The sequence below is a fragment of the Pseudoalteromonas sp. XMcav11-Q genome, from assembly GCF_040104525.1.
Taxonomy (GTDB): domain Bacteria; phylum Pseudomonadota; class Gammaproteobacteria; order Enterobacterales; family Alteromonadaceae; genus Pseudoalteromonas.
In genome coordinates this window covers 40,324-61,766 of sequence record NZ_JBECOX010000023.1, presented here as the reverse complement: position 1 = coordinate 61,766, position 21,443 = coordinate 40,324, and the positions used below count along the sequence as shown (strand labels likewise).

The 21,443-nt window shown below is 44.1% G+C and carries 18 protein-coding genes and 11 tRNA genes; 14 read left to right on the top strand and 15 right to left on the bottom strand.

Annotated elements, in window-relative coordinates; translation table 11 throughout:
- The 4 genes from ABMY45_RS22665 to ABMY45_RS22650 all read right to left on the bottom strand — a co-directional run bounded on the left by ABMY45_RS22665 (position 1) and on the right by ABMY45_RS22650 (position 577).
- Positions 1-76: transfer RNA gene (locus ABMY45_RS22665), tRNA-Glu, on the bottom strand.
- A gap of 99 nt (positions 77-175) precedes the next feature.
- Positions 176-251 (bottom strand) — tRNA-Glu (locus tag ABMY45_RS22660).
- A gap of 99 nt (positions 252-350) precedes the next feature.
- Positions 351-426 (bottom strand) — tRNA-Glu (locus ABMY45_RS22655).
- 75 nt (positions 427-501) lie between these two features.
- Positions 502-577: transfer RNA gene (locus ABMY45_RS22650), tRNA-Ala, on the bottom strand.
- A gap of 521 nt (positions 578-1,098) precedes the next feature.
- Between ABMY45_RS22650 and ABMY45_RS22645 the strand changes: the two genes are divergently transcribed.
- From ABMY45_RS22645 to ABMY45_RS22610, 8 genes are all read left to right on the top strand, one after another.
- Positions 1,099-1,174, top strand: a tRNA-Val gene (locus ABMY45_RS22645).
- A 65-nt stretch (positions 1,175-1,239) separates the two neighbouring features.
- Positions 1,240-1,315 (top strand) — tRNA-Val (locus ABMY45_RS22640).
- Between the two features lie 36 nt (positions 1,316-1,351).
- A tRNA-Val gene (locus ABMY45_RS22635) sits at positions 1,352-1,427 on the top strand.
- Between the two features lie 131 nt (positions 1,428-1,558).
- A tRNA-Val gene (locus ABMY45_RS22630) sits at positions 1,559-1,634 on the top strand.
- 224 nt (positions 1,635-1,858) lie between these two features.
- A tRNA-Val gene (locus ABMY45_RS22625) sits at positions 1,859-1,934 on the top strand.
- Positions 1,935-2,065: 131 nt separating this feature from the next.
- Positions 2,066-2,141, top strand: a tRNA-Val gene (locus ABMY45_RS22620).
- 131 nt (positions 2,142-2,272) lie between these two features.
- Positions 2,273-2,348 (top strand) — tRNA-Val (locus ABMY45_RS22615).
- 379 nt (positions 2,349-2,727) lie between these two features.
- Entirely contained in the window at positions 2,728-4,359 is a 1,632-nt protein-coding gene (locus ABMY45_RS22610) for a response regulator (protein ID WP_010607591.1), read from the top strand.
- Between the two features lie 23 nt (positions 4,360-4,382).
- On the opposite strand, the gene msrB is transcribed toward ABMY45_RS22610, so the two are convergent.
- The 6 genes from msrB to ABMY45_RS22580 form a co-directional block, all read right to left on the bottom strand.
- On the bottom strand, positions 4,383-4,823 hold the full coding sequence (msrB, locus tag ABMY45_RS22605) for a peptide-methionine (R)-S-oxide reductase MsrB (RefSeq protein WP_174169730.1): 441 nt from the start codon (positions 4,821-4,823) through the stop codon (positions 4,383-4,385).
- 1 nt (position 4,824) lies between these two features.
- Positions 4,825-5,337, bottom strand: a complete 513-nt coding sequence (locus ABMY45_RS22600) for a DUF2919 domain-containing protein (RefSeq protein ID WP_206473052.1) — start codon at positions 5,335-5,337, stop codon at positions 4,825-4,827.
- Positions 5,338-5,341: 4 nt separating this feature from the next.
- Positions 5,342-7,360, bottom strand: a complete 2,019-nt coding sequence (gene ligA, locus ABMY45_RS22595) for an NAD-dependent DNA ligase LigA (protein ID WP_206473054.1) — start codon at positions 7,358-7,360, stop codon at positions 5,342-5,344.
- A 66-nt stretch (positions 7,361-7,426) separates the two neighbouring features.
- Positions 7,427-8,152, bottom strand: a complete 726-nt coding sequence (zipA, locus tag ABMY45_RS22590) for a cell division protein ZipA (protein WP_174169728.1) — start codon at positions 8,150-8,152, stop codon at positions 7,427-7,429.
- 18 nt (positions 8,153-8,170) lie between these two features.
- Positions 8,171-11,560 carry an AAA family ATPase gene (locus ABMY45_RS22585; RefSeq protein ID WP_349289531.1) on the bottom strand — a complete coding sequence of 1,130 codons (3,390 nt, stop codon included), beginning with the start codon at positions 11,558-11,560 and terminating at the stop codon, positions 8,171-8,173.
- Between the two features lie 64 nt (positions 11,561-11,624).
- On the bottom strand, positions 11,625-12,359 hold the full coding sequence (locus tag ABMY45_RS22580; RefSeq protein ID WP_349289530.1) for an RNA methyltransferase: 735 nt from the start codon (positions 12,357-12,359) through the stop codon (positions 11,625-11,627).
- A 127-nt stretch (positions 12,360-12,486) separates the two neighbouring features.
- Between ABMY45_RS22580 and ABMY45_RS22575 the strand changes: the two genes are divergently transcribed.
- Positions 12,487-12,783 carry a hypothetical protein gene (locus ABMY45_RS22575; RefSeq protein ID WP_010378819.1) on the top strand — a complete coding sequence of 99 codons (297 nt, stop codon included), beginning with the start codon at positions 12,487-12,489 and terminating at the stop codon, positions 12,781-12,783.
- Between the two features lie 32 nt (positions 12,784-12,815).
- Here the strand turns inward: ABMY45_RS22575 and gpsA are convergent, their stop codons facing one another.
- The 4 genes from gpsA to ABMY45_RS22555 all read right to left on the bottom strand — a co-directional run bounded on the left by gpsA (position 12,816) and on the right by ABMY45_RS22555 (position 15,100).
- Positions 12,816-13,823, bottom strand: a complete 1,008-nt coding sequence (gpsA, locus tag ABMY45_RS22570) for an NAD(P)H-dependent glycerol-3-phosphate dehydrogenase (protein ID WP_349289529.1) — start codon at positions 13,821-13,823, stop codon at positions 12,816-12,818.
- 3 nt (positions 13,824-13,826) lie between these two features.
- A complete protein-coding gene (gene secB / locus ABMY45_RS22565; RefSeq protein WP_010607582.1) occupies positions 13,827-14,315 on the bottom strand; it encodes a protein-export chaperone SecB in 489 nt (162 codons plus the stop codon).
- An 83-nt stretch (positions 14,316-14,398) separates the two neighbouring features.
- Positions 14,399-14,656, bottom strand: a complete 258-nt coding sequence (gene grxC / locus ABMY45_RS22560) for a glutaredoxin 3 (protein ID WP_010607581.1) — start codon at positions 14,654-14,656, stop codon at positions 14,399-14,401.
- A gap of 12 nt (positions 14,657-14,668) precedes the next feature.
- The gene (locus ABMY45_RS22555) at positions 14,669-15,100 is read right to left on the bottom strand and encodes a rhodanese-like domain-containing protein (protein WP_010378806.1); all 432 of its coding nucleotides are present in this window, start codon (positions 15,098-15,100) and stop codon (positions 14,669-14,671) included.
- Positions 15,101-15,377: 277 nt separating this feature from the next.
- On the opposite strand from ABMY45_RS22555, the gene gpmM reads away from it, so the two are divergent.
- The 5 genes from gpmM (at position 15,378) to ABMY45_RS22530 (ending at position 20,635) form a co-directional block, all read left to right on the top strand.
- The gene (gene gpmM / locus ABMY45_RS22550; RefSeq protein WP_045990307.1) at positions 15,378-16,919 is read left to right on the top strand and encodes a 2,3-bisphosphoglycerate-independent phosphoglycerate mutase; all 1,542 of its coding nucleotides are present in this window, start codon (positions 15,378-15,380) and stop codon (positions 16,917-16,919) included.
- A 12-nt stretch (positions 16,920-16,931) separates the two neighbouring features.
- Positions 16,932-18,077: a peptidoglycan DD-metalloendopeptidase family protein gene (locus tag ABMY45_RS22545; protein ID WP_174169725.1), complete on the top strand. Its 1,146-nt coding sequence runs from the start codon at positions 16,932-16,934 to the stop codon at positions 18,075-18,077.
- Positions 18,078-18,115: 38 nt separating this feature from the next.
- On the top strand, positions 18,116-19,327 hold the full coding sequence (locus ABMY45_RS22540; RefSeq protein WP_349289528.1) for a S41 family peptidase: 1,212 nt from the start codon (positions 18,116-18,118) through the stop codon (positions 19,325-19,327).
- Between the two features lie 81 nt (positions 19,328-19,408).
- Positions 19,409-20,152 (top strand): divergent polysaccharide deacetylase family protein, encoded by a 744-nt coding sequence (locus ABMY45_RS22535; RefSeq protein WP_045990310.1) that lies wholly within the window; start codon positions 19,409-19,411, stop codon positions 20,150-20,152.
- Between the two features lie 9 nt (positions 20,153-20,161).
- Positions 20,162-20,635 carry a GNAT family N-acetyltransferase gene (locus ABMY45_RS22530; protein ID WP_174169723.1) on the top strand — a complete coding sequence of 158 codons (474 nt, stop codon included), beginning with the start codon at positions 20,162-20,164 and terminating at the stop codon, positions 20,633-20,635.
- A 21-nt stretch (positions 20,636-20,656) separates the two neighbouring features.
- Here the strand turns inward: ABMY45_RS22530 and ABMY45_RS22525 are convergent, their stop codons facing one another.
- A complete protein-coding gene (locus tag ABMY45_RS22525; RefSeq protein ID WP_174169722.1) occupies positions 20,657-21,310 on the bottom strand; it encodes a DUF2987 domain-containing protein in 654 nt (217 codons plus the stop codon).
- Between the last annotated feature and the right edge of the window lie 133 nt (positions 21,311-21,443).

Genomic DNA, 21,443 nt, shown 5'->3' with positions numbered 1-21,443 from the left:
TGGCGTCCCCTAGGGGATTCGAACCCCTGTTACCGCCGTGAAAGGGCGGTGTCCTAGGCCTCTAGACGAAGGGGACGCAGAATTTTTTGCAAATCACAGACTTGCTATTTCTGTGTCACTAGGACTTGATTTAGCGGTTTATACTCTTGCTAACCGAGTTACTTACTAAAGTAAGTGGCGTCCCCTAGGGGATTCGAACCCCTGTTACCGCCGTGAAAGGGCGGTGTCCTAGGCCTCTAGACGAAGGGGACGCAGAATTTTTTGCAAATCACAGACTTGCTATTTCTGTGTCACTAGGACTTTATTTAGCGGTTTATTCTCTTGCTAACCGAGTTACTTACCAAAGTAAGTGGCGTCCCCTAGGGGATTCGAACCCCTGTTACCGCCGTGAAAGGGCGGTGTCCTAGGCCTCTAGACGAAGGGGACACAATATCAAACAACTTCGCACTCGAGGCGTTGCCATTTGAATTATGTACTAGGACATATGCACTAACGATAAATTGGTGGAGCTAGACGGGATCGAACCGTCGACCTCTTGCATGCCATGCAAGCGCTCTCCCAGCTGAGCTATAGCCCCATAATAGTCAGACCTGAACTGCTAGCCTGTATCGCTGAGTGCGGGGCGCATTCTATGCAGGAGCAAAAATAAAGTCAACAACTTTTATGAAAGTTTTTTCTAACTGATTCATTTTAAATCAAGAAGCGTAGAATATAACCAAACCACTTCCCTTTGCAAGCCTAACACCTTGAATTGGATTATTTATTACACAATTTAAAACGCATAGTTACCGAACCTCTGCCTTTTTGTTTTAAATCCAATTAGGCCAGAGTGATTTACGGCTCTTTTCTTATTCCGCATGGTATCCAACCCTGCTTAATTTTTCGCTATAACATGCAAAGCACAGCAACTTACTTTCCCCCAAAATAAGATGATTCTTGGACCAAAAATATAAGGCCCCTCACCTCTTCTATAATGAAGAGCTTAAAGCATTGAGCATAAAAACATCACACAGTATAGTTTTTTAAAGTTAAGTGTTGACTCTTTTCAAACTAAACCTATAATACCGCCCCACAACGGCAGACGTTGTAATACAATTTGGGTTGTTAGCTCAGTTGGGAGAGCATCGCCCTTACAAGGCGAGGGTCACTGGTTCAAGTCCAGTACAACCCACCACTTCTACTCTTAGATTAGAATTGGACATTAAACTCTATTCAAGAGTATAAATTGAAACACAATTTGGGTTGTTAGCTCAGTTGGGAGAGCATCGCCCTTACAAGGCGAGGGTCACTGGTTCAAGTCCAGTACAACCCACCATAACTCTGTTCAAGAGTATAAATTGAAACACAATTTGGGTTGTTAGCTCAGTTGGGAGAGCATCGCCCTTACAAGGCGAGGGTCACTGGTTCAAGTCCAGTACAACCCACCACTTTATTCTTGATTAGATAGAGTGGTCGATGCAAAGCATCGCACTAAGCCTGAGCAAGGCAAGGGTCATTGGTTCAAGTCCAGTACAACCCACCATAACTCTATTCAAGAGTATAAATTGAAACACAATTTGGGTTGTTAGCTCAGTTGGGAGAGCATCGCCCTTACAAGGCGAGGGTCACTGGTTCAAGTCCAGTACAACCCACCACTTTATCCTTTATTAGATGGAGTGGTCGATGTAAAGCATCGCACTAAGCCTGTTCAAGGCAAGGGTCACTGGTTAAGTCCAGTACAACCCACCACTTTATCCTTTATTAGATGGAGTGGTCGATGTAAAGCATCGCACTAAGCCTGTTCAAGGCAAGGGTCACTGGTTAAGTCCAGTACAACCCACCATAACTCTATTCAAGAGTATAAATTGAAACACAATTTGGGTTGTTAGCTCAGTTGGGAGAGCATCGCCCTTACAAGGCGAGGGTCACTGGTTCAAGTCCAGTACAACCCACCACTTTATCCTTTATTAGATGGAGTGGTCGATGCAAAGCATCGCACTAAGCCTGTTCAAGGCAAGGGTCACTGGTTTAAGTCGAGTACAACCCACCATAACTCTATTCAAGAGTATAAATTGAAACACAATTCGGGTTGTTAGCTCAGTTGGGAGAGCATCGCCCTTACAAGGCGAGGGTCACTGGTTCAAGTCCAGTACAACCCACCACTTTATCCTTTATTAGATGGAGTGGTCGATGCAAAGCATCGCACTAAGCCTGTTCAAGGCAAGGGTCACTGGTTTAAGTCGAGTACAACCCACCATAACTCTATTCAAGAGTATAAATTGAAACACAATTCGGGTTGTTAGCTCAGTTGGGAGAGCATCGCCCTTACAAGGCGAGGGTCACTGGTTCAAGTCCAGTACAACCCACCACTTTATTTTCTAGATAGAGTGGTCTATGCAAAACATCGCACTAAGGCTAAAGTCACAGCTTTAAATCCATTACACCACTTCACTTTCCGTACAGTCGTTATTACTTATCACATACTCAAACAGCACATCAAACTGAATAAACTTAAACCTGCCATAAAGTCCATAGAAACAACCTCGTTTTTCTCATTTACTAACTAATTAGATACTCTACTCAGCCTCCCAAATTTTGGTTATACCCTTAACTATTTTGACACTAACCTCAGTAAATAGTTGGGACAAGCTAAATAGACTAACCTACTAAAAATGAGTTAATTTTTGTTTTCAAAACTACACCTAAGTACTAGACTAGAAGCAAAGCCATTGTCTAAAAATTGTTTCTATGTCAGCTCCATCTATTCAAAATGCCAAAATGTTAATCGTTGAAGATCAACCATTAGCATTGAGCTATATGAAACAATCTTTAGAACAGTTAGATTTCAGAAATTTAAAATTTGCAGAAAGTGCAGACAGTGCAAAAGAGCTTTGCACTATCAATAAGTTTGATCTCATCGTATGCTCTTTTGGTTTAGCAAAAAAGCAAAATGGCTATCAATTTTATGAAGAGTTACGGTCCAAACAGTTAATTCGCTCAAGTACCGCTTTTATTTTTATTTCTTCTGAAACTAGCCCCGAGTTAGTCCATAGTATTATCGAACTCCAACCCGATGACTTTTTAGTTAAGCCCTTTTCAATAAAAGAACTACAAAACCGTATAGAACGAGTTTTAAAGCGTAAACAGGCTTTAAGGCATATAAACTTGCTTGTAGACGATAAGAACTATTCAAAGGCCTTAAAAGCGCTAGATCTAGAACTAGACAACAAAGATCATAACTACACTTCCCTACTCCTAAAGCTAAAAGGAGAACTTCTACTCAGACTCAATCAATTAGAAGAAGCAAAGTCTTTTTACAAGTCGGTTTTGGCTCTGCAAAAGTTTACATGGGCAAAGCTAGGCTTGGTCGAGGCGCTTATTACCAACAATGAAGATGTTATTGCTCAGAAGATGTTGAAAACCTTAATAGAGCGACCGGAAACTCGTCTTCCTGCGCTCGATTTATTAAGCAAACTCGAAATAAAACTAAACCAATATGAGAATGCCCAACAATTGTTAGAGCAAGCAATTGAGATGGCACCCAGAAACATAAATAGGCAACAGTCACTTGGTCGAGTTGCGCAAATTAATCACGACTATGAAGCCAGCTATAAAGCGCATAAAGATATCGCAAGTTTCGCGCGCTACTCGATCCATGACAAACCAGAAGTGTATTTGAACGCCGCACGAGCAGGAATAGACTTTGCCTTGAGTACCGATCAATCAGACCAAGTCACTCGTCTCACAAGGCAAACGCAACAATACCTGAGTGATTTAAAACAGCAATTTCCAAACGCGCAAACTCAAGCGCAAATCGATGTCCTCAACGCCCGCGTCCATTATCTAAAAGATGAGCATAAAAAAGCGAAACAACTGCTAGAACAGTTAGAAGATGAACCCGTTATTCGCTCGGTAGATTCCACTTTAGACAAAGCAAAAGCACTACATGAGGTGGGATTAAACCACAAAGCTCAGGAGCTATTTAGTCAAGTTATTGCACACTGTGAACGCCATAACTCAAGCGCAGATCCCATCACAATGCACTATCTATATCAGCAGCAGCAAGAGAAAAAAGAGATCACCATGGGCCCAAGAGAGCTCAATAATCATGCGGTCACACAGTTTAACAAAGGACAATATGAAACCGCTTTGGAGGCATTCACTCAAGCATTTAGAATTATGCCTAAAAACTCAGGAATAGCGCTAAATTTACTGCAATGTATGAGTGATAGTTGTGCTAAGTCAGGAAGTACTTTTAATTCCAATTTAGCAAAGCGTTGTACTACCTTGCTAAATCAGTCTGAGTTGGATAGTGAACAGCAGATCCGCTACGGTAAACTCAAAGCTAAACTACATGAAATGAAACTCGACTTTGAGTAATCACTTGTTTTATCGCAATTGAGCTATTTCTTTTCCATTGCAAGGGCATTAACACAATAACGCAGTCCACTTGGTTCAGGGCCATCAGGGAATACGTGACCTAAGTGGCTATCACACACGTTACAAGTGATTTCGATGCGCGTCATTCCATGGCTCTTATCGCCATGATACGCCACCACTTCCACTGCTGCAGGCTGTGTAAACGAGGGCCAACCAGAGCCACTATCAAACTTTTCTTCGGCATCGAATAACAGCTCGCCACAGCATACGCAGTAGTATTTACCAGGTTCAAAAAGCTGACAACTTTGTGAACTAAACGGTCGCTCGGTCCCCTTTTTCCGAGTGATCATGTAAGTTTCTGGAGCAAGCTCTGATTGCCATTGCTGGTCCGATTTATCAACTCTGCGAGGAGCAACAGGATTACCATTTCTGGCAAAGTTTAGTATATCTAACCACTTTAACATCTCAATTCTCTCTCTTGTTTACTTCTGTCTTTTGCTCTTCAACAGGAAGTGGCCAATCGCCAAAAAAGCAGCTTAGATAGCGACTTTTAATTAAATATAAAAGTACCCAACTCACCAATACAATTTGTACGGCAATATAAGGAGAAAAACTATAATGGGTTTTCCCAGCTTGCAGGATCAACCACGCCAAATCGAGTACTGCTGTTAATATAAGTGGCAAACGCATATAACGCCAGACGGCTGCGAGCTTTGAAGAGCTTGTTGGCCGCCGAAGAGAAAACACAACGGTTGGTATGAGCGCGATACAAGCGATCCCTGTCGCGACAAAAAAGTGAAACTTAGACTCAAAAAATAGCGACATCAAATCCAAGTCAGGGCGTCTCGCAAGTGCGGAAAACACCCAAATAAGCAACGGGCGGAGCAACACAACCAGCGCTAAATTAAAAGCGATTGGCGTACGATAAACGCCATATTTATCCCAGTATTCAGGGCCGTATCGTGTTACTGATTTCATTTTACTACTCGTATTTGTTTAACAGTGCGATCAGCGCCTCTTCATCGAACACCTCAACACCTAGCTCTTGTGCCTTAGTGAGCTTAGAGCCTGCTTTTTCGCCGGCATAAACTGCATCCGTATTTTTCGACACACTACCCGCGACCTTAGCGCCAAGCGCTTGCAATCTCGCTTTAGCATCGCTGCGGTTCAGTTGGCTCAAGGTTCCAGTCAACACATAAGTTAGCCCTGCTAAAGGCTGTGCATCCTCTGACGGTGCTGCCACATCTTGCCAAGTTACACCCACTTCAATCAATGCAGTTACCACCTCTTGATTGTGCTGCTCGGCAAAAAAGCTATGAATGTGCTGCGCAACAACAACACCAACATCACTTACTTGCTGTAGAGTATCAATGGAGGCGGCCATCACTTTTTCAAGCGTCAGGAAGTGATTTGCCAAGTTTTGTGCTGTCGCTTCACCGACTTCTCTGATCCCAAGCGAATACAAAAATTTGGCTAACGTTGTTTGCTTTGCTTCTTCAAGTGCCGCAACCAAGTTTTTAGCAGACTTAGGTCCCATACGTTCAAGAGACTCAAAATGCCCTTGTCTTAAGATAAACAGATCGGCAGGGGTTTTGATTAGCTCGCGCTCAACTAACTGCTCAACTATTTTGTCGCCAAGGCCATCTATGTCGAGGGCCTTTCTCGATGCAAAGTGCTTAATTGCTTCTTTACGTTGTGCACGGCACACTAAACCGCCAGTACAACGCGCAACCGCTTCTCCTTCAACGCGTTCAACATGAGAATCACACACCGGACAAGTATCTGGGAACTCAATCTCTTTGGCATCATCTGGACGCCTATCTAACACGACCTGAGTTACCTGAGGGATCACATCCCCAGCTCGGCGTACAATAACGGTATCACCAATCTTTACACCTAAACGCGCAATTTCATCACCATTATGAAGCGTGGCATTCGATACCGTAACACCACCAACAAAAACAGGCTCTAAGCGTGCGACGGGCGTGATCGCCCCAGTACGACCGACCTGAAACTCAACATCAAGCAGCTGAGTGATCTCTTCTTGTGCAGGGAACTTAAATGCAATCGCCCAGCGCGGCGCACGAGCAACAAAACCAAGCTGCTCTTGCTGCGCTTTATCATTCACTTTGATCACTACGCCATCAATTTCATAGGGAAGCTCAGCACGGCGCGTCATGATATCTTGATAATAAGCCAAAGCTTGCTGTGCATTATCGACAAGCTTTGTCTCAGGGCTCATTGGCAAGCCCCAACCTTGTAATTGCTGTAGCTGCGCATAGTGCTCGTTGGCCAGATCACCGCCTTCAACTAAACCCATAGAATAAGCATAAAACATCAATGGACGCTTAGCGGTAATTTTTGAGTCTAATTGGCGCAGACTTCCCGCTGCCGCATTCCTTGGGTTTGCAAAGGTCTTATCACCTTTCGCTTGCGCCGTTTCATTTAGCTTAATGAAACCCGCGGTATCCATAAAGACTTCACCACGCACTTCTACTTCATGCGGAATATGTTCTCCACGCAGTTTCAGCGGAATATTGCGAATGGTTTTGACGTTCTCAGTGATGTTTTCCCCAACTTGACCGTCTCCCCTTGTCGCCGCTTGAACGAGCACACCATCACGATACAAAATAGACACCGCCAAGCCATCGAGCTTTGGTTCACAGCAAAAAGTAACATCTTTACTTGTCAATAGGCGCTCTTTTAAACGGCGATTAAATGCCGTAAATTCACTCTCGTCGAAGGCATTATCGAGCGACAACATAGGTACTCTGTGTGTTACTTGCTCAAACTTGCTAAGCGCTTCACCACCCACTTTCTGTGATGGGGAATCAGGACTTTGTAACTCAGGATGCTGCTGCTCAAGCGCCATCAACTGGCGCATCACACGATCATATTCCGCATCAGGCACACTTGGGTTATCTAAAACATAATATTGGTAATTGTAATCTTCGAGTTGCTGCCTCAGAGCAGCAACTTGGCTTTCAATGTTGTCTGACATTTAAACCTCTAAACGTAAAAAGCCACCAGCGGATGCCAGTGGCTTAAAAATGATTCTAAGTAGCGATTAAGCGGCGAATTCACGCACTTTTTCAACATAACCGCGCACGGCTTCAACCGTTAACGGTTCGCGGTCTTTATCAAGTACAGTTGCGCCAAACTCTTCAGCTAGTTTTTTCGATGCACTGTGAAGCATATTAAATGCAGCCAAGTTATCGCCTTCACAAGGTAAGGTCATAAATAGGCTAATGCCAGCGGTGCTAAATTGCTCCATGTTATCGATATCAAACGTACCTGGGTTGTACATGTTTACCAATCTAAATAACACAGGACCGTTTCCGGACGGCTCTAAATGGCGATTGAAGAAGCCCTCATCAGAATATTTAAATCCAAGGCTTAACACGGTTGGTAACAACCTTGAACCTGCCATTTTCAGGCCTTCAGGCATATCAACGTGAAGAATAATAAAGTCTTGTGGCTCTAATGTACTCTCTTCAGGCTCAGCCTCTTCAGATCCACTGCTCTCAGTTTGCACCTCAGTTTCAGACTCTTCCGTCGTTATAATGCCCTCAGTCGCAGGCTCGTCATCTACCGCACTAAAGGTCATCTCTCCAATTTCAGGTTCGTCAGGCTCTTTATCGTGATTCGGCGTTTGCTCTTTGAGTTCATTGGGCTCCTTTTTAGAAGCTTTATCGCTGCTCTTCTTACGAACAGACCAAAGTCCATGTATGAGTAACCCGCCTATGACCAACGCACTGATCACGATTAATGCCCATCTTAACTCTGTGGCCATTGCTCACCTTTTTTGTTGTTATGCCTGTGCCATTTGCACCGCTTGTTCTATATCTACGGCAACCATGCGCGACACCCCGGGTTCTGCCATGGTTACCCCCGTCAGTCTACCCGCCATTTCCATAGCGACCTTGTTATGACTGATATAAATAAATTGCACTGTTTGCGACATTTCTTCAACCAAACGACAGAATCGCCCTACGTTTGCGTCATCAAGCGGTGCATCTACTTCATCCAGCATACAGAATGGGGCTGGATTAAGCCTGAATATTGAAAACACCAATGATAATGCGGTCAGCGCTTTTTCTCCACCACTTAACAGATGAATTGTCGAGTTTTTCTTACCAGGCGGCCTTGCCATGATAGAAACACCACTTTCTAACAGGTCATCGCTAGTCAATTCTAGATATGCATTCCCTCCACCAAACACTTTAGGAAACAACTCAGCTAAATCTTCATTCACTTGATTAAAGGTGGCACTAAAGCGGGTTTTGGTCTCTTTATCAATTTTTCTGATCACCGCTTCTAACGTTTCTAACGCATTAGTGAGATCATCCAGCTGTGTATCTAAATAGGTTTTACGTACCTTCGCTTCTTCAAACTCTTCAATTGCGGCTAAGTTTACAGCCCCTAACTTACCAAGATCATTACTGACTCGACTCAAATTGGCTTGATACTGGCCCAAGTTTGCGTCTTCAGGTAATTCCGCCAGTTCCGCTTTTAGCGTCCGACCAAGCTCCTGCAAAGGTTCAAGTACCGCTTGCGCCTTTATCATCAAGCTTTGCTCTTCAAGTTTCACTTGTTGCAAAGACTCATTGAGTTTACTCACTTCGCCTTGTGCATCTTTTAATGCCGCTTGTTTTTGGGAAAGGTTTTCCTTGGCTTGGTTGAGCGTATCCAACATCGTTTGCTTTTGCGCCTTAGCTTCTAGATGTTGGGCGAGCAATAATTCAATGTCTTCATGTGCCTCCGCGAGCGGCTCTTCACAAAGCAAAATATCTTCTTGTGTTTGCTCGATGCGCTGGTTTATTTCATCGCGACGATGTTGCAAGTGTTCCAACTTAGAATTGCTGAGCTGTAGTTCACTTTCTGCCTGCTGCGACGCAAGTTTAGTGGTATGAACTAATTGCTGCGCTTCTTGTAATGCGGCCCGTCGAGATTGACTATATTGCTTGAACTCGGTCAACTTAGCCTCGGCCAGCTGTTGTGTTTGTTGTGCTTGCGCTAGCAGCTCATCACGTTGTAATTGCTGTTCAGTATAAAGCTCAAGTTGTTCGATGACCTCGCCTCGTTCTTGAGCAATGACATCAAGCTGTTCCTGAATTTTCTGTCCTTGCTCACGCCAAGCGCTCAGATTCTCATCCAGCATTTCAACTTTGGTTTTATGGCTGGCGATTGCTTGGGCCTTTTCGTGAACACATTGCTGTATTTCTAATAAACCAACTTGCGTGTCTTCAAGAGCAATACGCTTTTGTGCTACAACCTGTTCAGCCTCTTCTGCGAGTTGTTGCAAATGAGGAAGTTGAGTATGACATGACTGCAATTGGGCATAGCGTTTTAACGCGCCACTCTCTTCATTGCTTTTCGTCTTGGCCTTAAAGTTATCTCCCACAATAATGCCACCGACCGTCACGCCGAGAAGGAATTGTTCACACGATTTAAAGTCTGTAGATTCAGCACATAATTTTATTTTCGTTAAAAAGCTGGGGAACAGCCCTGAGCTTATTTTTGTCGCAACGGAATCAGCGGGAACTTCGAGTTCAGTGGGCCATAGCGTATTCATTTCGCGTTGCTCAACGACTAAATGCGTCAACCCAAGCAGTGCCGCCTCCACGCACTCTTCATACCCAGACTCAACAACAAGCTGCGATAACATAGTCGTAGCAGAAGTCTCCGACGTTTCCTCTGCCCAGCGTGATAACGCCTTTATTTCAGATTGCACTTCTTGTAACGCCTGAAGCGCTTTTTGAGCATGAGTCTGTGCCTGTAAGATTTCTTCTTTATTGGTTTTCTCTTGACCTTGCAACTTACCAGCTTGGCTTTGTAATTTAGCCATCGCTTGAACTAACTGATGATGTGCATCCTGAGCTTTAGCCAAGTCATTTTCCAACATAGATGCGTGATGCGCGTCAGCCTGTTCCTGCAACTCAGCCTGACGCTTATCTATGTGCAGTTTAGCTTGCTGTTGTTGCGCTAATTGGCTTGCCCCTTGCTGTACCTGAGCATGTATTTGTTGATACTGCTTCTGCGCGTCATTATACTGTGCTTCTAATTGAGTTTGCTCTGTGTCACTTTGCTCATTTGTGAGTTGAATTTCTTCCAATTGCAATAGCGCAATCTCAAGTCGCTCAGAAACTTCAGCGACTTTTTCAGCACTGCTCGCCACATACTCGGCTTGCTCGTCTTGCGCCTCAATCACTTCTTGCTGTTGTGATTTCAGTATTTGGGACTGCTCAATAAGCTGACGCTTTTTTTCAGTTAGATTGACCTTCTGTTGCTCAAGCGTTGCCAACTGGGTTTCAATTCGGTGCACGCTATGTTGTGCTTGCTCATAGCCATCATTGAAATGCTTAATTTCATGTTCTAGCGTCGCCAAAATGCTGTCATGGCCACTGTGAGCTTCATTAAAAAATGCTAATTTTTCGTTGAGTTTGGCAATTTCTTTGGCTTTTATTGCCTGCTTTTGCTCAAGGCTTTGCCACTTTAAAATTGCTATCCACGACTTTAAGTCACGCTCTTGCGACTTTAAAGACTTATATTCGCTCGCCTGTTGTGCTTGAAGTGCCAGTTTATCTAGCTGACTCTGTAGCTCTTGCCTAACATCGAGCAAACGCTCCATGTTTTCGCGAGTACTCTTGATGCGAGTTTGAGTTTCTCGTCGACGCTCTTTATATTTTGAAATTCCGGCGGCTTCTTCTAAAAAAACTCTTAACTCTTGCGGCTTACTTTCGATCAAGCGAGAGATCATCCCTTGCTCGATAATTGCGTAACTGCGAGGACCTAGGCCAGTACCTAAAAAGATATCCGTGATATCGCGCTTACGGCACTTACTACCATTTAAAAAATAAAGAGATTGGCCATCTCGCGTCACTAAGCGCTTAATAGCAATTTGGTTACGATCTGCAAACGTGCCGGGCAACCGGCCTTGAGTATTATCAAAAATCAGTTCTACAGAAGCTTGCGAGATAGGTTTACGTTTGGTCGAACCGTTAAAAATAACGTCCGTCATGGCATCGCCACGGAGGTTTTTCGCGGAGCTTTCTCCCAGTACCCAGCGAACTGCATCAATAACATTAGACTTACCGCAGCCGTTTGGCCCAACCACACATGTCATCTGGTCAGGAAACGGGATCTTGGTTGGCTCTACGAAAGATTTAAAGCCGGCCAGTTTGATGCTACTCAGTCGCATAGCTTATTATTATTGTTCGCGGTTACTTTTGAGAATAAGACAATTCATTAGTAAGATCTATGAGTTAGCAATGACAGCGTTTAATATTATCCAAAATGATCCCGGTAGCCATCGCCACATTCAATGATTCAGCACCACCAAACGCAGGAATAGTCACCTTTTTATTGATGTGCGCCGCTATGGTATCGCTAATACCATGAGACTCGCTGCCCATCACCAACACGGCATTACGACTAAATTGGCACTGATGTACGCTCTCACCACCAAGGAATGCACCATAGCACTCGCCTTGATATTGTTTTAAAAAGGCCTCGAGATCGGTTCTCACCACATTAACACGCACAAATGAGCCCATAGTGGCACTGATCACTTTAGGGTTAAATTGATCGGCGCAGTTTTCGCTTACCACGAGCTGCGTTAATCCATACCAATCAGCAAGACGAATAATGGTACCGAGATTACCCGGGTCTGAGACTCCATCTAATGCCAACACCAGCCCAGCAGTATTGATTTCTTCTGCTGGCGGCATTGCAACGACCGCTATCGCCGCATTATTTGACACCAAAGTACTCACCTTGCTCAACACTTCCTCTTCTGCTTCTACACAGTCAATATTAACGAGTTTGGATTTATACTTTGTCATGAACTCATTGGTCGCGAGCAGCTGTTCAACAGCCAACCCAGCATCAACTAACTCAATCACATTCTTTTCGCCTTGTACTAAATACAGGCCATGTTGTTTGCGATATTTTTTTTGCCCTAAAGCACGAAGTAGTTTTTGTTGATTCTTGGAGATCATGTGCACCTCAAAAGTTGGATTTACCATTATACCTGTTCAGTATCAGATAAAAAGCGTTTCCACGAGGCATTAAGCTAAGAAATTATGTTATCTTGTGCCGAATGACACACAAGGCATAGAGGTAATCATGTCACCTGAGCTAACGCTTATTTTACTCAACTTTATTCTACTTTTTGTGGCCTACGTATTCGTTTACCCAAAGTTAAAAGAGAAAAGTCTCGCCAGTATCAGCAAACAAGATTTATTGGTTACTGCGGTTTCTTTAGTCGTGTCTGGAAGTTTGTACTATGGCAAGGATATCGAATTTTCGTTAGTGTTTTTTAAGAGTAATTGGGTGGTGTTTACGATTGTCGCATTTAGCGTGATTGAAATCCCATTTTTACTGTGGTTTAAGCGTCGCTATAACATTAAGTTTGGAGAGTAATAGAGAGGTAGCTACGCCTCTCTATTCGATTATCACTCAGCTCGCTTCTCGCGACCAAGTAACGCCATTGCGGCTTCTTTCACATCTTTTTGCTCATAAAGCACTTGATAGATCTGCTCAGTGATAGGCATTTCAATACCCGTGCGTTTGGCAAGTAGATAAACTTCTTTGGTATTGCGATAACCTTCGACCACCTGACCTATACTCGACATCGCCTCATCGACCGACTTTCCCGAGCCAAGTGCAAGGCCAAAACGGCGATTACGCGACTGGTTATCCGTACAAGTGAGAATCAGGTCACCAAGCCCCGCCATACCCATAAAGGTTTCAGAGCGCGCGCCTAACGCACATCCTAAACGACAAAGTTCAGCGAGTCCTCGGGTGATAAGCGCCGTTCTAGCATTCGCACCAAAACCAAAGCCGTCAGACATGCCCGCGCCAATTGCGATAACATTTTTGACCGCGCCGCCGAGCTGAATACCAATAAAGTCTTCGTTGCTATACACCCTAAACGAGCGACCGCAATGCAACAGCTCTGCGAGCTCTTCACGAAACTTTGCACAAATCGAAGACACTGAAATAGCAGTAGGTAATCCTGCGGCCATTTCTTTTGCAAAAGTAGGTCCACTTAGCACCGCCAGCGGCACATCGTCACCTAACACATCCAGTGCCACCTCTTGCAATAATCGCCCAGTATTTGGTTCGAGCCCCTTGGTTGCCCAAGCTACTTTTGCATTCTCAAGTAGCATAGGTTTAATCTTCTTTAAGGTGTCTGCAAACGCATGACTTGGCACAACCACCAAAATACGCTCGCTAGACTTAACAGCCGTTTCTAAATTGGCCTCAAGTTCAAGCGTGTTTGGAAACTGGATGTCAGGAAGATAACGTTGGTTTTTGCGCTCAGCTGCTAGCGCCTCAACGTGTTCACTATTGCGTCCCCATAGTGTCACTTGGTGACCATTTCGGGCGAAACAAATAGCAAGGGCGGTGCCATAAGACCCCGCCCCCAATACAGTTACAGCTGATTTTGCTGTACTCATCAATTATGCGTCAGCAGTTTGCTCAGGCTGTGCTTGAGCCGCACGTTGCTGCATATACTGAGCGAATAATGCGTCAAAGTTAACTGGCGCAAGGTTTAACTGTGGGAAAGTACCACGGTTAACCAGGCTAGCTACCGCTTCACGCGCATATGGGAATAGGATGTTAGGGCAGAATGCGCCTAGCATGTGTGCCATTTGCATTTCTTCAAGATCTGCAATTGCAAAGATACCAGCTTGTTGGATTTCACATAGGAATGCAGTTTCTTCACCAATAGTTGCCGTTACCGTTAGCGCGAGAACAACTTCAAAAACGTTGTCATCAAGCTTTGCTGAACGTGTGTCCATGTCTAGCTTAACTTCTGGTGTCCACTCTTTTTGGAAGATACCTGGTGAGTTTGGCGTTTCAAACGATACATCTTTAGTATAGATACGTTGAATGTTGAACTGAGCGCCTTCTTGTTGTTGTTCTGCTGCTTGGTTTTGTTCTGCCATGATAATTTCCTAAATTCTGTTGTGATCCTGCTAGTTCCTAGCAGTCATTATAAAAAGTAAGCTGAGCCAAAGCTCAATCAATCTTATGCTTGTAATAGCTTATCGAGTTCGCCTTTCGCTTCAAGCGCCATAATATCGTCGCAACCACCAATATGGCGCTCAGCGATAAAGATTTGTGGCACGGTATAGCCACCGTTGGCTTTTTCGATCATCTCGTCACGAAGCTCTGGCTGTGCGCCAATATCATACTCAGTGTATGTGACACCTTTTGCATCTAATAGTGCTTTTGCACGATGACAAAATGGACAATAGTCTTTGGTGTAAATTACGACTTGGCTCATCATAGACCTCAGTTATTTTCCGTTAGAGATTGGTAAACCCGCACTTTGCCATGCGCCAATACCACCTGATAATACGTACACTTGCTCGAATCCAGCTTTGTGCATGTTATCAGCAACAGCAGATGCCGTCATACCTGTGTTACAGACCAATATAATGGGCTTAGATTTATGTTTTTCAAGACCAGCAAAATCTTTTTGCTTGAGTTTTTCCGCATTCACCTGCTCAGAACCTGCAATGTGACCCTGGTTAAACTCTTTTGCTGCACGCATATCGAGTACCTGACCATCTTGGCGGTTAACAAGCATAGTCAACTGCTGGGGGTTAATTTGTCTAATTTTAGAAAACTGACTCTTAAACCAACTACTCACTAACATCGCGGCTAACACAACCCAAATGATGCTAAGTACCGGATGGTTACCTAAAAACGCAACGTATTGTTCCATTAATTTATCAACCAAAAATTATTAAACGATAAAGTGGCAGCAAGTATACCTGCTTTATTCTCGACAAAACAGACTTGTTCAACATGAGCAAATATCAATCTCAAAGTTGATAATTCATCACTGTGGGGCTGAATATTCATACAAAAACAGGTATTCTACTTACCAGCAACCAGAGCAAGCTTATCGAAGCGCTGCAGCCCAAGTTAGTAAATCTAACCTTGTAGCGTTTGCTATAAGACATCAACATCGTGCCTAATTCAGGATTTCAGGAGCGCAAATGACAGCTAAGAAAAAGCCATTGGTATTAATGATTTTAGACGGTTGGGGCTATCGCGAAGAAAGCGAGAGCAATGCTATTTTAGCAGCCAATACCCCAGTATTAGATGAACTATGGCGCTCTGCTCCGCACACCTTGATTTCAGGTTCAGGCCTTGATGTTGGTCTACCGGATGGACAAATGGGGAATTCCGAAGTTGGCCACGTTAACCTCGGTGCAGGACGTGTGGTTTATCAAGACTTCACGCGGATCACTAAAGCGATTGACGATGGTGAGTTTGAGCACAATCCAGCTCTGGTTGAGAATATCGACAAAGCCGTGGCAAAGGGAAAAGCCGTTCACCTAATGGGGTTATTGAGCCCAGGTGGCGTTCACAGCCATGAAGATCACATTGTTGCGGCAATTAAATTAGCAGCTGAGCGCGGTGCAACCGTTTATTTGCACGCATTTTTGGATGGCCGCGATACACCACCTCGCAGCGCACAAGCATCAATTGAAAAAATGGAAGCCTTGATGCAGTCACTCAATTGTGGCCGACTAGCGTCTATTATTGGTCGCTACTATGCTATGGACCGTGACAATCGTTGGGACCGCGTCGAGTCTGCATACAACCTGATGGTAAGTGGCGACGCTGATTTTACTTATAGTAATGGCGTTGAAGCGCTACAAGCAGCTTACGCGCGTGATGAAAATGATGAGTTTGTTAAAGCATCAGTGATCACCGAAGCTGGGCAACCTGCCGCTACTATCAATGATGGTGATACGGTTATCTTTATGAACTTCCGTGCAGACCGAGCGCGCCAGATGACCCGTGCTTTTGTCGATGCTGACTTTAACGGCTTCGAAAAACGCAAAGCACCGGACTTAAGTGCGTTTGTTATGATGACTGAATACGCTGCCGACATTAAAGCCCCTATCGCTTTCGCGCCTGAAGCACTTGTCAATGTGCTAGGTGAATGGCTAGCTAAGCACAACAAAACTCAGCTGCGTATTTCAGAAACGGAAAAATATGCCCATGTCACTTTCTTCTTTAGCGGCGGTCGCGAAGATCTCTTTGAAGGTGAAAAACGTGAACTTATTCCTTCTCCACAAGTTGCCACTTACGACTTACAACCAGAAATGAACTCAGAAATGCTAACTGATAAGTTAGTTGAAGCCATTCATAGCGGTGAGTTTGACGTCATTATCTGTAACTACCCGAATGGTGATATGGTTGGACACTCTGGTGTATTTGAAGCCGCAGTAAAAGCATGTGAAGCCGTTGATAAGTGTATCGGTCGTGTGGTTGCAGCGTTAAAAGAAACCGGTGGTGAAGCTCTGATCACAGCAGACCACGGCAATGCTGAGCAAATGCAAAACCCGAAAACGGGCCAAGCTCATACAGCACACACTAGTGAGCCTGTACCGTTTATTTATGTAGGTCGTGATGCAGAGCCACAAGCAGGAAAAGCACTAAGCGATGTTGCACCAACAATGCTGCATTTACTTGGTATGGAGCAGCCTAGCGAGATGACAGGCACTCCAATTATGCGTTTAAAATAACGGCCTGCCTGTATGCCGTTAAAAACGACATTTCACTATGCCGCACTTCTCGGTGCGGCGTTACTCATGACAACAGCGCCCGCTGTTGCCAACGAATCTAGAACCAAACAAGACTTAAGCGAAGTTCAGCAACAGCTTAAAGCTAGCCAACAAGCATTAGAAAAGCAGCGCGGTGAAATTAACAGTCACGAAGCAAAGCTCAAAGCCTTCGAACTTGATATTGCCAAAAGTGCCAAAGCTATCTCACTCACAGAAATCGGGATCAAAGAAAACCAAACCGAGCAGGCCGAACTTAAAAAGCAAGAAAGCACGCTGTTAAACGACAAGAAAAAATTTGAAAAGATCCTTGCGGCTCAGCTAAAAAGTGCCTACATGACGGGCTCTCATGATTATTCTAGAATGTTACTTAATCAAGAGCATGCAACAAAGCTCGAGCGCACCATTGCCTATTATGATTACCTAAATAAAGCACGTATTAAACAACTCGAACAACTGAAATCTATCGGCCAAGAATTGGCACAGACTCAAGCTGAGTTAGCAAGAACACAAGCACGCTTAGAAGCGCTACAAAACCATCAGAATGAACGCTTGGAAGCGCTCAAGAAGGCGCAGCAAGAACGTCAAAACCAGCTTGCAAACCTAAATAACAAACTCAGTGAAACACGCTCTGCCATTGCTTATTTAAAAGAAAATGAACAAACCTTAATCCAAACGTTAGAAGAGCTTGCCAAGGCACAAAGAGAAGCCGAAGTACGTTTAGATGGATTAGCCAAACTCAAAGGCAAAATGAGTTTACCAACCAAAGGTCGAATTAAACATAAATTCGGCCAAAGCAAACATGCAGGCATGAATTGGAAGGGCGTCCTCATTGGTGCAAAAGAAGGGGCTGAAATTGCGAGTGTCGCCCCCGGTCAAGTTGTGTATGCAGATTGGTTAAATGGCTTTGGCTGGGTTATTGTGCTCGATCATGGCCATGGTTTTATGAGTCTATACGGCCACGCACAAACGCTGCTTCGCGATGTTGGCGATCAAGTTCGCAGTGGTGAAGTGATCGCTTTGGTAGGACAAAGCGGCGGACAAAGAGATCCTGGTCTATACTTTGAAATACGGCATAAGGGAAGCGCTGTAGATCCGATAAAATGGTGCAGATCCAGTTAACTGAATAACCCGTGCTGCACCTTGATGAGGAGCAGCACATGAATAGACAAACCCGTTTTTACGCGCTCGCAGCGCGCTATGTTGCATTATTAAGCTTCCTGCTTTTGTTAAGTTTTAGCGCTTTTAGTCACGCGTCTACACAAAAGTTCTCGGCTCAAGAAATCGATGAAATCCTGTATCATATTCACACCTATTATGTTGAAGACTTGCCTCTCAGTCGCTACAACGCGGGCAACTTATCGAGCCTCTTTGATAATTTAGATCCCTACTCTAAATACCTCAATGAGGAAGACTTGGAATCCATCTTCAGTGCAGCAAATGGGCGCTACACGGGACTCGGTATTGAAGTCGAAGAGCAAGATAATTACGTGATTATCTTGGATACCCTGCCCAATTCACCAGCAGCCCAAGCAGGCATAGAGAGCGGTGATAAACTCCATGCAATCAATGGCGCTAATGTCGCGGGTAAATCGATAGAAGAAGTGTCTGCCCTACTCAAAGCTGCAAATAAAAATCTCATCAATTTAGTAGTATTAAGACAAGACGAGCTGGTTGCACTTGAGCTTAAACGTCAAGAGATAGTCATTGAAAGTGTCGCCAGTAAACTCTTAAACGACGGTACCGGTTTTTTAAGCGTCAACAATTTTAATCATCACACCTATCATGATGTTGCAAGACACATAAACCGACTACAAGTACAGTTAGGTAGTCCGTTGAAAAAGCTGGTTATTGATTTACGTGACAACCCAGGTGGTACACTTAATAGTGCCGTGGCAATCTCAGATCTTTTTTTAGATAGTGGCACAATCGTCACGACCAAAGGCCGCTTCTATGACGCCAATCAGGCTTACATTGCAAAGCGGGGAGATATTTTAAATGGTGCGCCTATTTTGGTATTAATCAACAATAATTCCGCTTCAGCTGCCGAGATTTTAGCCGCCGCACTCAAGGATAATAAACGTGCCTTAGTCGTTGGCTTACGTTCCTATGGTAAAGGCTCGGTTCAATCCTTGATCCCGATTGGCAATGGCACTACTGCATTAAAGTTAACGACAGCGAGATACTACACACCTGCAGGTACATCAATTGAAGGTAAAGGCATAGAGCCCGATGTATATTTTACCAAACAAGCGCTTTCCCTGTTGGATAAAAGCGCTATAATCACTGGTGAAGAATCAATCAAAACAACAGGTATTGAACAACTTGCCTCGCATTGGCCTAAGGCACTGGCGTTAGTTCAATCACAGTAAATAAAAAACGGTCCTGTAGGGCTGTAAACTATAATAATAATTTGTGTGCTAAAAAAAATAATCGGGATAATACTGGCCTGCATGACTTTTGCAGTGCCAGCAAAACAGTTTGCCATTGTTATAGACGATATTGGCAATCACCAACGTGACTTAGAGTTGCTGTCCTTACCGGGTGGGATCACCTTTTCGATCCTGCCCCATACGCCTTTTTCTCAACAATTTGCCTTTGCAGCCAGCCGCCAACAACGCGAGCTTTTATTGCATGTGCCAATGCAGGCACAAGACACGGAAAAGGCCCTTGGTCCGGGCGCATTAACCACCGATATGGAAAAGTGGCAGTTGCAAATGACACTTGGCAATGCGCTATCGACACTGCCTCAGGTTAAAGGCGTAAACAATCACATGGGCTCAGCATTAACAGAACAAATAGAGCCAATGAAATGGACAATGGAAATACTAAAAAAGCGCGGATTATACTTTTTGGATAGCCGTACCACTAGCCACAGTCAAGCCCAATATGCTGCCAACCTTTACGGCGTAAAAAACGTCGCTCGACAGGTCTTTCTAGATAATGATATATCCACTGAGGCGCTCAACAAGCAGTGGCAACATATGCTTAAGCTACTTGATAATCACGAGCATGTTATTATCATTGCGCACCCATATAAGGAAACCGCCGCCTTTCTTGCAGCCAAGTTAGCTGAGCTTGAAAGTATTGATGCCAAACTGGTACCCGTCTCTCAACTGGTTGAACAAAAATACGTACGACTTGCAGAAATTGCTGAGCAGCATGCTATTTCCGGACAATTAAGACTCCAAGAATAAAGATTAACAATGATTATCATCAGACAGTTTCAAAACGGCGAAGAAGCCGTGCTACGCAAGCTTATGTTTGACACAATACGCTCGGTAAATGTACAGCATTACTCCAATAGCCAAGTTAATGCATGGGCACATAGCGACGTTGCCGATAAAGGCTGGCAAGACCGATTAAGGAACAATCAGCCCCTTGTCGCCGTACTAAATGGTAAAATTGTTGGCTTTGCCGATATCCAAGCTGACGGTCTTATTGATCACTTTTTTTGCCATGCGGAACATCAAGGCCAAGGCATAGGTAAAGCACTTATGCTCGCACTCTTAGAACACAGCAAAATAACCAACACAACGCGCTTATTTTCCCATGTTAGTAAAACGGCTAAACCTTTCTTTGAATATTTTGGTTTCCAAGTGATAAAGGAACAACAAGTGACGGTTCGTGGCGAAGTGTTAACTAATTACCTGATGGAAAAGAGTATGCCTGCCTGCTAGCAGGCATACGAACTTTCTTCCCTAATCTATGGGCGCAAACCGCGTGGGTAAGGCACTAAATTGCAAGGATGGATTTTGCTTCATCCACGTTTTCTTATTAGGGATTTGGATCTTAAATTCATCATCCGTCACAAACTTTTGGGTTTTACCCTTGGCATTCACAAACTGAATTGATGCAGGCTCGGTAAATGTAAACTCTAGTTCATCAAAGCTTGGAGCAAACCAAGACAAGCTACCTGCCATCAACTCAACAAAAGCGTCCATATCCTCTAAAAGAATAAACAAATCGCGATACATAACCTGCTGCTTAGTCAACGGCGCTATATCGGTATTGACCAGAATCGCAACGGCACCTTTTTCTTGATTGATCACTAAATTAACTTGATCTGCACGAGACTGCGGGAGAATAGGTAAATCAATATTGCCGTCTTTGTCTATGATACCGTTGGCAATGATCTTGTCATCTTGCTCCAGCCAAAGTTTAACATCCTCTAGCGCGATATCAGGCTGCTTCACTTCCACAGTAAATTTAGACAAGATATATTGCGACTGCGCTTTGTTGGCGATTAAATCTAGAATTTGATTAATCTCACCATATTCAACACTTCGCTCAGCGGCGAAAACAGAGTTGCAAAGTAAGCTCGCAACAGCACCTAACATCAGTAACTTTTTCATTGGGTTATCCTTTATTATTGTTGTCTTCATATGAGGAGTTCTTCGAGAAATAGTTCAAAACTTGATCTCAATTCCATACATGCCAAATAGATCAGGCTAAACTCAACATAAGCATATGGAGTGAAAAGGAGTA